General features: G+C 74.4%; 9 protein-coding genes. 6 read left to right on the top strand and 3 right to left on the bottom strand.

What is annotated here, in order from left to right; all coding sequences use genetic code 11:
• Positions 1 to 236: 236 nt before the first annotated feature.
• On the bottom strand, positions 237 to 1,049 hold the full coding sequence (locus KF823_09420; protein MBX3726124.1) for an NAD-dependent protein deacylase: 813 nt from the start codon (positions 1,047 to 1,049) through the stop codon (positions 237 to 239).
• 39 nt (positions 1,050 to 1,088) lie between these two features.
• Between KF823_09420 and def the strand changes: the two genes are divergently transcribed.
• From def to KF823_09395, 5 genes are read left to right on the top strand one after another with little or no spacing between them, the layout of a single operon-like run.
• Entirely contained in the window at positions 1,089 to 1,604 is a 516-nt protein-coding gene (gene def / locus KF823_09415) for a peptide deformylase (protein MBX3726123.1), read from the top strand.
• Between the two features lie 25 nt (positions 1,605 to 1,629).
• Positions 1,630 to 2,556, top strand: coding sequence for a methionyl-tRNA formyltransferase (fmt, locus tag KF823_09410; GenBank protein ID MBX3726122.1), 927 nt, complete (start codon positions 1,630 to 1,632; stop codon positions 2,554 to 2,556).
• Positions 2,507 to 3,898, top strand: coding sequence for a 16S rRNA (cytosine(967)-C(5))-methyltransferase RsmB (gene rsmB, locus KF823_09405; GenBank protein MBX3726121.1), 1,392 nt, complete (start codon positions 2,507 to 2,509; stop codon positions 3,896 to 3,898). Before fmt ends, rsmB begins: the two co-directional genes overlap by 50 nt.
• Complete coding sequence (locus tag KF823_09400; GenBank protein MBX3726120.1) at positions 3,876 to 4,406, top strand: DUF4390 domain-containing protein; 531 nt, start codon at positions 3,876 to 3,878, stop codon at positions 4,404 to 4,406. Before rsmB ends, KF823_09400 begins: the two co-directional genes overlap by 23 nt.
• A complete protein-coding gene (locus KF823_09395; GenBank protein ID MBX3726119.1) occupies positions 4,388 to 6,559 on the top strand; it encodes a HAMP domain-containing protein in 2,172 nt (723 codons plus the stop codon). Before KF823_09400 ends, KF823_09395 begins: the two co-directional genes overlap by 19 nt.
• A 281-nt stretch (positions 6,560 to 6,840) precedes the next feature.
• Here KF823_09395 and KF823_09390 read toward each other — a convergent pair whose 3' ends face one another.
• Both KF823_09390 and KF823_09385 read right to left on the bottom strand, forming a co-directional pair.
• On the bottom strand, positions 6,841 to 7,977 hold the full coding sequence (locus KF823_09390) for a hypothetical protein (protein MBX3726118.1): 1,137 nt from the start codon (positions 7,975 to 7,977) through the stop codon (positions 6,841 to 6,843).
• Positions 7,974 to 10,037, bottom strand: a complete 2,064-nt coding sequence (locus tag KF823_09385; GenBank protein ID MBX3726117.1) for a S9 family peptidase — start codon at positions 10,035 to 10,037, stop codon at positions 7,974 to 7,976. The genes KF823_09390 and KF823_09385 overlap by 4 nt, the downstream gene beginning before the upstream one ends.
• Before the next feature lie 133 nt (positions 10,038 to 10,170).
• On the opposite strand from KF823_09385, the gene KF823_09380 reads away from it, so the two are divergent.
• Positions 10,171 to 11,550 carry a sigma-54-dependent Fis family transcriptional regulator gene (locus KF823_09380; GenBank protein MBX3726116.1) on the top strand — a complete coding sequence of 460 codons (1,380 nt, stop codon included), beginning with the start codon at positions 10,171 to 10,173 and terminating at the stop codon, positions 11,548 to 11,550.
• Positions 11,551 to 12,189 lie beyond the last annotated feature (639 nt).

The raw sequence follows: 12,189 nt of genomic DNA, 5'->3' as shown, positions 1-12,189 counted from the left end.
CGCTTCCCGCTTCCCGCTTCCCGAGCCCCGATTCCCGATTCCCGAGTCCCGAGTCCCGAGTCCCGAGTCCCGAGTCCCGAGTCCCGAGTCCCGAACCGGTCCCCGGTGGTCGCTCTCCTGGTCCCTGGCCCTGGTCCCCGGTCCCTGGTCCCCGGTCCCCGGTCCCCGGTCCCCGGTCCCCCGTCCCCCGTCCCCCGTCCCCGGTCCCCCGCTCCCCCGCTCCCCCGTCCCCGCTCCTACCCCCCCAGCTCCGCGGACGCACCGGTCAGCAGGGGCAGCGCCTGCGCCGCAGTCGCACGCCAGCACAGGTCGGCCTGCGCCGACAGCGCCGTCGGCGCCGGGTTGATCTCGACGACGCGCGCGCCGTGCCGACGGGCGATCGCCGGCAGCGCGGCGGCCGGATGCACCAGCCCGGAGGTGCCGACCACCAAGGCCAGGTCGCAGGCCCTGGCCGCGCTCTCGGCCGCCTGCCAGGCGGCCTCCGGCAGGGCTTCGCCGAACCAGACCACGCCCGGGCGCACCGCGCCGCCACAGCGGTGGCAACGCGGCGGCGGCTGCCGCAAGGCGGGTGCCACACCGGTCGCCGGCAGGGTCGGGGGCGGCGCCGGCGCCGCGCACGCTGCGCAACGCAAGGCGAACAGTTCGCCGTGCAGGTGCACGACGCCGGTGCTGCCGGCGCGCTCATGCAGGTCGTCGACGTTCTGGGTGACCAGGGCCAGACCCGGCTGGCGGGCCGCCAGGTCCGCCAGCGCCCGGTGGCCGGCGTGCGGCGTCGCGGCGCGGACGCCGGCCATGCGCCACAGGTACCAGGCCCAGACCAGGTCCGGATCGGCCGCGAACGCCTCGGGGGTGGCCAGGCGGGCCGGGTCGAAGCGCGTCCACAGGGCCTGGTCGCCGCCGCGGAACGGTGCGATGCCGCTCTCGGCCGACATGCCGGCGCCGGTCAGCACCAGGCAACGCCGGGCCCCATCCAGCCAGGTGCGCAGCCGCGCCACGGCCGCCAGGGCGTCCGCGTTCACGCCGGTGGCGCTAGACTTGCCTTGTTGCATCGACCGTCCGTCCCCATCTGGCGGATCACAGGAGTGACCATGGCCCTGCTCGATATCCTTGAGTTTCCCGACCCGCGCCTGCGCACCCGCGCCCGGCCGGTCGAGGCCGTGGACGATACCCTGCGGCGCCTGATCGACGACATGTTCGAGACCATGTATGCGGCGCCGGGCATCGGCCTGGCCGCCACCCAGGTCGACGTCCACCAGCGCCTGGTGGTGATCGACGTCAGCGAGGACAAGGACCAGCCCCTGGTCCTGATCAACCCGGAGATCGTCGGTCGCCGCGGCGGCCAGACCCACCAGGAGGGCTGCCTGTCGGTACCGGGCATCTTTGCCGATGTCGACCGCGCCGAGGAAGTCGACCTGCGCGCCCTGGATCGCGACGGCCGGCCCTACGAGCTGACCGCCGGCGGCCTGCTGGCGGTATGCATCCAGCACGAACTCGACCATCTCGACGGCAAGGTGTTCGTCGACTACCTGTCGCCGCTGAAGCGCGAGCTGGTCCGCAAGCGCCTGGCCAAGGCCCGCCGGGAACGCGCGCGCAGCGCCGCCTGAACCGGGCCGGCCGGTGTCCGCCCCGTTGCGGCTGGTCTTCGCCGGCACGCCCGAGTTCGCCGTTCCCGCGCTGGAAGCCGTGCTGGCGTCCGGTCACAGCCTGTGCGCCGTCTATACCCAGCCCGACCGTCCTGCCGGCCGTGGCCGCCAGCTGCAAGCCTCGCCGGTCAAGCGCCGCGCGCAGACTGCCGGCATCGAGGTCAGGCAACCGGCCTCGCTGCGCGATGCCGGAACCCGACAGGCGCTGGCGGAACTCGCACCCGATCTCATGGTGGTGGTCGCCTACGGACTGATCCTGCCGCGCGCCGTGCTGGCCATCCCCCGCCACGGCTGCTGGAACATCCACGCCTCCCTGCTGCCGCGCTGGCGCGGTGCGGCGCCGATCCAGCGGGCCTTGGAGGCCGGCGACGAACGCACTGGCGTGTGTCTGATGCAGATGGCCGCCGGGCTCGACACCGGTCCGGTGCTGCTGACCCGGGAAACGCCGATCACCGGAGACGACACCGGCCAGTCCCTGCACGACCGCCTGGCGGTGCTGGGCGCCGGGGTCCTGGCCGAGGGCCTGGCCGCCCTGGCCGACGGCACCCTGCCCCCGGCCGTTCCCCAGGACGATGCCGCGGCAACCCATGCCGCCAAGCTCGACAAGGCCGAGTCCCTGCTCGACTGGTCGGCGCCGGCCACGGCGCTGGATCGCAAGGTGCGCGCGTTCGAGCCCTGGCCCGGCACCGAGGCCGACCTTGCCGGCGAACGGGTGCGGGTGTGGCGGGCCCAGGCCCTTGCGCAGCACCCGGCCGCGCCGCCGGGTACCGTGCTGGCCGGGGGGCGCCAGGGCATCGACGTGGCCTGCGGCGAGGGCGTGCTGCGCCTGCTCGGTCTGCAGCGACCCGGCGGTCGACGCCTCGATGCCGGCGACTATCTCAACGGCCGCCCGGCCCTGCTGGCCACCGGCTGAGCACCCCGTGTCGAGCCCCGACACCGATTCCGCCGCCCTGCGCCTGGCCGCCGCCCGGGTCGTCGCCGGGGTGCTCGGCGGCCGCTCCCTGAAGACGGTACTGGGGCCCGCCGAACAGGCCCTGCCCGACCCGCGCGCCCGCGCCAGCCTGCATGCCATCGTGATGGCCGCGGTACGCGGCAGCCTGCGTTGGCGCGCTGCCGTCGCACGCCTGCTCGAGCGACCGCTGCCGGCACGTGCGCGCGCCGTGGAAGCGGCCCTGGTCTGCGCGCTCAGCCAGATCGAGGATCTCCAGGCGCCGGCCCATGCCGTGGTCAACGACACCGTGGCCGCGGTGCGCGCCCTGGGCCAGCCCGGCCTGGCCGGCCTGGCCAATGCCGTGCTTCGCCGCTGGCTGCGCGAGCGCGAGACCCATCTCCTCGCGCTCGACCACGACGAGGTCGCGCACAGCCTGCATCCGGCCTGGCTGCTGCGGCAGCTGCGCACGGACTGGCCCGGCGACTGGCCGGCCATCGTCGACGCCGGCAACCGCCCTGCGCCGATGTGGTTGCGCAGCAACGCCGCGCACATCGCCCGCGAGGGCTATCTGGCGCAGCTCGCCGCCGCCGGGATCGTGGCGACCGTTCCCGACGATTCGCGCCTGGACCAGGCCGTGCGCCTGGCGACACCCCTGCCGGTCGGCCGGCTGCCGGGCTTCGCCGACGGCCTGGCCAGCGTCCAGGACGGCGCCGCGCAGTACGCCGCCGCGCTGCTCGAGGCTGCCCCCGGGCAGACCGTCCTGGACGCCTGCGCCGCACCCGGCGGCAAGAGCGCGCACATCCTCGAGCGCTGCCCCGACGTCGCCAGCCTGGTTGCCCTGGACCATGATCCGGCGCGCCTGTCACGTGTCGAGGCCGGCATCGCCCGCCTGCGCCTGGGCACCGACCGGCTGCGCTGCGTGGTCGGCGACGCGGCCGAGCCGGCGGCCTGGTGGGATGGCGCCCGCTTCGACCGCATCCTCCTGGACGCGCCGTGCTCGGCGACCGGCATCGGCCGCCGGCAACCGGACGTGCGCCTGCACCGCCGGGCCGCCGATGTGCCGGTGCTTGCCGCCGGCCAGGCGCGCATGCTGAGGGCGTTGTGGCCCTTGCTGGCCCCCGGGGGACGACTGCTCTATGCGGTATGTTCGGTGCTGCGGGCCGAGGGTGAGGCGGTGGTGGGCACGTTCGTCGAATCGCAGGCCGATGCCAGGGAGCGGAAGCTGGACCTCCCGGGTGCCCGGTCGCTTTCCGTCGGCGTGCAGCTGTTGCCGGGGACCGGCGACATGGACGGCTTCTACTATGCCCTGCTCGAACGCTGCTGAGCCCGCGGCAGGACGCCTGCGACCGACGCTGGCCGTCGTCCTGGTGGCCTGTCTGGCGCTGCCCGGCTGCGGCGCGGGCGAGGCCGGCGGCATCGAGCAGGCCGCGCTGGAACGCGGCGACGGCCGCGCCGAGCTGCTGCTGTCGATCCGCCTGGCACCGGCGCTTCGCGAAGGGCTGGAGCGCGGCGTGCCGCTGACCTTCCGGGTCGAGACGCTGGCCGCCGGCGAGCGCCGGGAAAGCCGCAGGGAGCTGCGCTATCTGCCGCTGACCCGGCAGTACCAGCTGCGTGAGCCCCTGCTGGACTACAGCCGCAGCTTCGACAGCGCGGCCGCGGCGCTGGCGGCGCTGGAGCGCTGGCCGCTGCCGGCGCCGACCGGGCCAGGCGCGCTCGGCGTCCGCGTCCGCCTCGACCGGACCCGGCTGCCGGCGCCGCTGGTGCTGCCCGCCGTGTTCGACCGGCGCTGGCGCCTGGACAGTGGGCACAGGACATGGCCGGCGCCCGGCTGATCCGCTGGTCGGCGGCGGTGCTGGTGCTGCTCACGGTGCTGGCGCTGAGCACCGCCGGTCTGCACCTGGCCAGCGACGCGACCGTCGGTCGCGCGCGCCTGGGTCCGTTCTATCCGGCGCTGCTCGGGCTGGCGGGCCTGATCGCCTTCGTGCTGGCGGTGGTGATCGCCCTGCAGGTGATGCGCCTGGTGCGGGCGTTGCGGCAGCGCGCGCCGGGTGCGCGCCTGAGCGCGCGCCTGTCGGCGCTGATCGCCGTGCTGTGCCTGCCGCCGGCGCTGCTGGTGTTCGTGTTCGCGATGAATTTCCTGTTCGGCGCCGTCGACAGCCGCTTCGCGGCGCCGGTGGCTGCCGCGCTGGACGATGCCCTGGAAGTGGGCCGTCTGTACCTGGAGGAGCGCCGGGAGGGCGCCGAGCGGGCCGTCGCCGAGCTGGCCGCGCAGCTCGGCGAGGCCGATCGCGCGCAGTGGCCGGCCCGGGTCGACGAGGTGATCGACCGGCTCGGCGCCCTGCAACTGGCGGTGTTCGCCGCCGATGGCGCGGTCCTGGCCAGCGCCAGCGCCGATCCCGACTGGCTGCGACCGGTGCAGCCCAGCCAGCAGCAGCGCCTGCGCGCCGGCACCCTGGGCGCGGCCGGCGAAGTGGTGATCGCTGGCGACGACATCGTCCTGCAGGCGCTGGCGGTGGTCGACGAACCCTTGCCGCCGACCGCCCGCGCCTTGCTGCAGGCGGTTTTCCCGGTGCCTGCGCGCTACGCGCCGCTGGCCCAGCGCATCGAGGCGGCAAGCGCCGATTACCGCCAGCTCGAGTTCCTGCGCGGCGCCCTGAAGCTGAGCATGGCGCTGGTGCTGGGCCTGGTGCTGCTGCTGGTGCTGCTGGCGGCCCTGCTGCTGGCCCTGCGCGCCTCGCGCCGCCTGGCGATGCCGGTGGCGCGCCTTGCCGAGGCGACCACGCGCATCGCCCGCGGCGATTTCGACGCGACGATCAGCGCGGTCGGCGGCGACGATGAGCTGGGCGACCTGGTCGACGCCTTCAATGGCATGAGCCACGAGTTGTCCCTGGCCCAGGCCAGCGTGCGCAGCACGCAGGCGCTGATCGAGTCGCAGCGCGCCTATCTCGATGCCGTGCTGACCCGGATCTCCAGCGCCGTGGTCGGCCTGGATGCCGGCGGCAGGGTGCGGCTGATCAACCCGGCCGGCGAGCGTCTGCTCGCGGCCGAGGCGGCCCAGCTCCAGGGCTGCGACCTGGAGACCCTGGCGAGCCGGCGCCCCGACCTGGCGCCGTTCGCGCAGCGCATCGGCGAACGCCTGCGCGCGCACGCCTCCGGATGGCGCGAGGAGGTCCGGCTGCCGGACGCGCCGTCCGCGCCGATCCTCCTGTTGCGCGGCAGCGCCCTGGTGGAACCCGACGGCGGGCGCGGCCACCTGGTCGTGTTCGACGACGCCACCGTGCTGCAGCGCGCGCAGCGCGAGGCGGCCTGGGCCGAGGTCGCGCGCCGCCTGGCCCACGAGATCAAGAATCCGCTGACGCCCATCCAGCTGGCCGCCGAGCGGCTGCGCCGCCGTTACCTCGGGCGGATGACGCCGGACGATGCCGAGGTGCTGGAACGCGCCACCGGCACCATCGTCTCCCAGGTCGAGTCGCTCAAGGCCCTGGTCAACGGCTTTTCCGACTACGCCAGGCCGCAGCCGGTCCGGCGCCTGCGGGTCGCCCTCAACGCACTGATCGGCGACGTGATCGACCTGCACGCGCAGGACCCGCGGTTGTCCGTCGAGCGCCGCCTGGCGGCCTCCGAGATCCTGGTCGAGGCCGATCCCGACCGGTTGCGCCAGGTGCTCAACAACCTTTTGCGCAACGCGGTCGAGGCGATGGCCGCCGGCGACGATGGCGGGATGCGGCTGGAGGTTTCGAGTGCCGTACAGCAGCACGAGGGCCGGACCATGGCGCTGATCGAAGTGCGCGACCACGGCCCCGGCCTGCCCGCCGACTTCGACCTGTCGGCCGTGGAGCCCTATCGCAGCGACAAGCCGCGCGGCTCCGGACTCGGCCTGGTCATCGTGCAGCGCATCCTGGAAGAACACGGCGGCTGGCTGGAGGCCGACAGCCCGGCCGACGGCGGCGCGCGATTCCGGATCTGGTTGCCGGTGATGGCCTGAAGGCCCTGGCAGCTTGTTGAAGAACGACCGTCCTGATCGCTTTTCAAGTCGTTTGTCCGGCGCAGGTGCGGACGCGCTCCCGGCGAAGCAACCGCTTACGCAGTTGCTTCGCCGAGCGGCCATCCGTGGCCGCAGCAAGCAGGCAGTTCTTCAACAGCCTGCTTGCGGGATCGAAGGGGGGGGCGGATCGGCTGCTCTTGGCCGTCCTGGGTGTGCGCCCTGCGGCGCCGGTCCGCGGTTCGCTGCCGTTTCCCGGGCGACAGACAGGAGATCGTGGCGCCTCAGGCGATGCCGGGCTGCCGGACCGGCAGCGCGGCCAGGGCCGCAGCCGCCTCCTGCAGGCCGTTGCCCAGGGCGCTCGAGGCGATGGCCCGCGTGCGCTGCGCGCGCAGCGCCGGGTCCTGGGCAAGACGTTGCAGACGCTCGGCGGTGGCGTCGATGTCGCCGATGCCGGCGCAGGCCAGGTCGCGGCGCGCCAGTCGTTCGATCCGCCGGCGCTGCTCCGCCTGCCAGGGCACCGCAACGCACAGCGCACCCTCGGTGATCGCCTGGACCAGCACGCTGCCGCCGCCGAGCAGGGCGGCCCGCGACAGGCGCACCAGGGCCAGCAGCTCCGGCTGCTCCAGCCTGCCCAGCAGGTGCGTGCCGGCCGGCGCCGAGGCGGCGGCCAATGCCAGGACCGGCAGGCCCAGGCGCGCGCCGGCACGGGCCGCAGCCTGCGCCAGCCACGCGCCGGACGGCATGCCGTCACGCCGGTAGCCACCGCCGCCCGGGCAGCTCAGCAGGAAGGCGCCCGGCGCGATGCCCAGGCGGGCGAGCCGGTCGAGCGCGGCGGCGTCGTCCGGCGCGCGATGCAGGCTGGCCCAGCGTCGCACCTTGTGCGGACCGGCCAGCGACTCCCGGATCTTCATCACCAGCCGCGCCATGCCCTCGGGCGGCGCGGTCTCCAGCAGCCAGACCCGGTCGAAGCGGCAGCGGCGGCGCAACGGCAGGGCGCGGCGCACCGCGGAGGGACGCGAGGCGATGAACACGGTCGACAGGCCCCGGCGGCGGGCCTCGCCCAGCACCGCCGACCTGACATTGCCGTCGAACACCAGCCAGTCGGGCCTGAAGCGGGCGATCGCCTGGATCAGCTCGGCAGGGGCGCGGGTCGGCGAGTCGGGCAACGGCAGCCAGGCGACGCCGCGCACGCCGGGCTCGATCGGCCCGGCCAGCGCCTGCTCGGTGTCCGGCGCAAGCTGCGCCACGGCGGCGGCGATCGCCTCGCTGCGCAGGCGCTCGCCGCTGCCCTCGCCGCCAGCCACCGGCGCGTACAGCACCCGCGCAGGACGCCCGGGCCGCGGCGCGGCCCGCGGACGCCCGCTGGCGGCGAAGTCGCCCCCGGCGATCGGCGACAGGGCGAGGTCGGGCGGCGTCACGGCCGGGTGCCGGCGTCTGCGTCCAGGTTCCAGATCGGCACCGGGGCCAGGTCGCCGGCCGGCGTGAAGCCGAACACGCGCCCGTAGAAGTACAGCTCGGCTTCGTGCGCCCGGATGATGTTCTCCGCCTTGCGGAAGCCGTGCTGCTCGCCCTCGAATTCCAGGTAGGCCACCGGCACGCCGCGCTCGCGCAGCGCGGCGACGATGGCGCGCGACTGGTCGGGCGGGACGATGCGGTCCTCGCTGCCCTGCAGGGTGATCAGCGGTTCGGTGAAGCCGTCGAGGTGGAACAGCGGCGAGCGCGAGCGGTACAGCGCCTCGTCGGGCGGGCCGACCAGGGCGACGTCGTAGTTGCGTTCGAACTTGTGGCTGGTCGCCGCCAGCGCCTTGATGTCGGAGACGCCGTACCAGTTGGCGCCGGCCGTGAAGCGGTCGCCGAACGCCAGGGCGCTGAGCACGGTGAAGCCGCCGGCGCTGCCGCCGCGGATCGCCACCCGTGCCGGATCGACGCGACCGGTCGCGACCAGGTGGTCGACCGCCGCCAGGGCGTCGGCGACATCGACCACGCCCCATTGTCCGTTCAGGCGCTCGCGGTAGGCGCGCCCAAAGGTGGTGGAGCCGCCGTAGTTGACGTCGACCAGGGCGAAGCCGCGCGAAGTCCAGAACTGCCGGTTCAGCGACAGCGAGGACTTCGCCACCGAGGTCGGTCCGCCATGGACGGTGACGATCAGCGGCGGCAGCGTGCCCGGCGGCCCTTCGTGGTCGGGATGGGTGGGCGGGTAGAAGAAGGCGTGCGCGGTGCGCGGCGCGCCGTCCGGCCCGGGCGCGGTCGGGAACTCGATGGCCTGCGCCCGGGAGATCAGCGCCGCCGGCAGGCCGGTCTCGACCGGACGGTGCAGCACCCGATGGCTGCCGGTGGCCAGGTCGACCGAGATCAGGGCGGTGTCCTGGTCGACGGCGCCGGCGAAGGCCGCGGCGGTGCCGGTATCGAGCAGCACGACATCGCTGAACGCCACGAACGGCAGGTCGAAGTCGCGCAGGCTGCCGTCGCGCAGGTCGAGCAGGCCGAGGCGGTCGATGCCGGCCAGGCTGGTCCTGACCACGGCCCGGCCGTCGCCGGTCAGCGCATAGGTGCTGGCGCCGTGCGACCACAGCGCGCCGCCGAACTCCCGCGCCATCGGCGCGACCGCGGCGATCTCGCCGTCGCGCCAGCGATACAGGTTCCACCAGCCGTCCGGATCGTCGATGAAATACAGGCTGCCGTCGCCGTCCCACTGCGGCTCGGTGACCGCGCGGCCGGGACCGCCGGCCAGCAGTCGCGGCGTGCCGAGGCCGTCCTCGCGCAGCTCGGCCAGGTGCAGCGTGCTGGCATCCCAGGGCATGTCCGGATGGTTCCAGGTCACCCAGGCCAGCCAGCGGCCGTCCGGGCTGGGGCGCGGATAGGCGACGAAGTCGCTGCCGGTCACCAGCACCTCGCCGGCCACCTCGGTGTCGCCGGCCAGGCTCACCGCGACGATCTCGTTGCGCTCCTCGCCGTTGGCGGCGAGCGTGGCCGCGGTGTGGTCCTCGCGCACGCACAGCAGGCGGGGCCGGGCCGGGTCGCGCACGCAGTCGGCGAAGCGGTGGTCGGCGGCGGTCAGCGGCCTCGGCGCCGCGTCCGTCGCCGACAGGTACAGGCGCTGGTCCGGGAAATGGCTGTAGATCAGGCCCTCCGCGGTGGGCAGGTAGGAGGCGCCGCCGTACTCGTGGACGCGGGTGCGTACATAGGCGCCGTCCGGGCCGTATTCGATGATGCTGCCGTCGGCATCGCGCCGCATCAGGACCTGCCGGCCGCCCTGGTCGGGCCGGCTCTCGCGCCACCACAGGCGGCCATCGGCGACCTTGAGATCGCTCATCGCCACCGACGCGCCGGCCAGGCGCGCCGCGGCCAGCGGACTGTGCCAGCTACCCCAGGGCGCGGACCGTGCCGGCTCGCCGACCGGTCCGCCATCGCCGGTGCAACCGGCGCTCATCGCCATGGCCAGCGCCAGCAGTGGCGCGCTCCTTCCGATCCCGGACACATTCTTCCCCCTGTGCTGTGTGGTCGGCAGACGGCGATCATAGAACGGCCGCGGCAGCTGGCCGTCAACGGCGCCCTGCCGCGACGGCGCTCCGCTATGCTGGCGCGTCAATGCCCTGGCAGCAGCGTTCCGTATGGTTTCCGGCCACATCCTGATCGTCGACGACGAAGCCGACATCCGCGCCGTGATCGCCGAGATCCTGGCCGACGAGGGCTATCGCGTGGTCGCCGTCGACAGCGCGATGGCGGCGAGGACCAGCGTCCGCGCCGAGCGGCCGGCGCTGGCCCTGCTCGACATCTGGATGCCCGGCGAGGATGGCCTGAGCCTGCTGCGCAGCTGGGCCGAGCCGGGCCTGGACTTCCCGGTGGTGATCATGTCCGGCCACGGCACCATCGAGACGGCCGTCGAGGCGACCCGCCTGGGCGCCTGGGACTTCATCGAGAAGCCGATCGCCCTGGCCAAGCTGCTGCTCACCGTGGAGCGAGCGCTGGAGGCGAACCGCCTGCGTCAGGAGAACGCCGGCCTGCGCGCCCAGCTCGCCTGGCCGACCGAGCCGGTCGGCGGCAGCGCCGCCATGTCCGCGCTGCGTGGCCAGCTCGAGCGGCTGGCCGGCCATGCCGCGCCGATCCTGCTGCAGGGCGAGGTCGGCTGCGGCAAGGAAGGCCTGGCGCGCTGGCTGCACGCGCGCAGTCCGCGCCGGTTCGGGCCGTTCGTGGTGGCCGCCCCGGCCAGCCTTCCCGAGGCCGACCGCGCCGCCAGCCTGCTCGGCCGCGAACTCTCCGGCGAAAGCCAGCCCGGCCTGCTCGAGCGCGCCCACGGCGGCACCCTGTACCTGGACGAGGTCGGCGACCTCGACGGCGACAGCCAGGCGCTGTTGGCCGATGCGCTGTCCCGGGGCGAACTGACCCGCATCGGCGGCACCGAGCCGGTGCGCTTCGACGTGCGCGTGGTCGCCGCCAGCACCCAGCCGCTGGCCGCCGGCGGCGCCGACGGCCTGCGCGAGGATCTCTACTACCTGCTCAATGTGCTGCCCTTGCGAGTGCCGCCGCTGCGCGAGCGCAGCGAGGATCTGCCCGAGCTGCTGGCCTACTACGGCGACTTCTACGCCAGCCGCGACCGCCTGCCCTACCGGCGCTTCTCGGTCAGCGCCCAGAACCGCCTGCGCCAGCATGGCTGGCCCGGCAACCTGCGCGAGCTGCGCAACCTGGTGCAGCGCCTGTTGCTGCTCGGCGGCGGCGACGAGATCGGCCTGGTCGAGATCGAGTCCGCCCTGGCCAGCGGCACCGCGACCGCCGCGCCCGCATCGCCGGACGCCGCGCCGCCGCCGCTGCCGATCGACCTTGGCAAGCCGCTGCGCGAGGCGCGCGAGGACTTCGAGCGCATGTACCTGCAGCAGCGGTTGCGCGAGGCCGGCGGCAGCGTCGGCAAGCTGGCCGCCCTGTGCGGCCTGGAGCGCACCCACCTGTACCGCAAGCTCAAGGACCTCGGCATCCAGGCCGGCGGCCGGGAATGACCGGCCGGCCGGCAATCGCCACGACGCTGCACTACTCCCCACGACGCAAGCGGGGCGCCGGCGTCTCTCAGGTGCGACGGCGGCGTACTTCTCCCCTCCCGCGAGGCTGATTAGCGTCGTGTCTCAGCTCAGGATCGGGGACCAAGGACCAGGACCCGGTGCTCGGTGAGCGGAGCGCGCTGTGCTCCCCTCTCCCTGTGGGAGAGGGGCCGGGGGAGAGGGCCGGCACTTGCCATGATCTGCATCGTTGCCGGCCCAGCGGCATGCGCTGGCCGGGACGGCCCTCTCCCCTCCCCCGAACCTGATTAGCGTCGTGTCTCAGCTCAAGCTCGGGGACCAAGGGCCAGGACCCGGTGTTCGGTAAGCGGAGCGCGCTGTGCTCCCCTCTCCCTGTGGGAGAGGGCCCGGGGGAGAGGGCCCGGGGGAGAGGGTCGGGGCTTGCCATGATCTGCATCGTTGCCGGCCCAGCGGCATGCGCTGGCCCAGGCAGCCCTCTCCCCCGCCCCTCCCCCGCAGGGCGGGGGAGGGGAGAAGTGCGGTGCCGTCGCACTGGCGACACGCCGCCTGGCAGCGGGCTGAGACACGACGCTAATCAGGTCCCCCGCAGGCGGGGGAGGGGAGAAGTGCGGTGTCGTCGCA

It is taken from the genome of Lysobacterales bacterium (assembly GCA_019634735.1).
Taxonomy (GTDB): Bacteria; Pseudomonadota; Gammaproteobacteria; order Xanthomonadales; family UBA2363; genus Pseudofulvimonas.
The sequence above is the reverse complement of the archived record's forward strand: the minus strand, read 5'-3'. Positions and strand labels throughout refer to the sequence as shown.

Coding starts and splice junctions, on each gene's coding strand:
- KF823_09420 (MBX3726124.1), bottom strand. CDS start 1,049: ATGCAACAAGGCAAGTCTAGCGCCACCGGCGTGAACGCGGACGCCCTG.
- def (MBX3726123.1), top strand. CDS start 1,089: ATGGCCCTGCTCGATATCCTTGAGTTTCCCGACCCGCGCCTGCGCACC.
- rsmB (MBX3726121.1), top strand. CDS start 2,507: ATGCCGGCGACTATCTCAACGGCCGCCCGGCCCTGCTGGCCACCGGCT.
- KF823_09400 (MBX3726120.1), top strand. CDS start 3,876: ATGCCCTGCTCGAACGCTGCTGAGCCCGCGGCAGGACGCCTGCGACCG.
- KF823_09395 (MBX3726119.1), top strand. CDS start 4,388: ATGGCCGGCGCCCGGCTGATCCGCTGGTCGGCGGCGGTGCTGGTGCTG.
- KF823_09380 (MBX3726116.1), top strand. CDS start 10,171: ATGGTTTCCGGCCACATCCTGATCGTCGACGACGAAGCCGACATCCGC.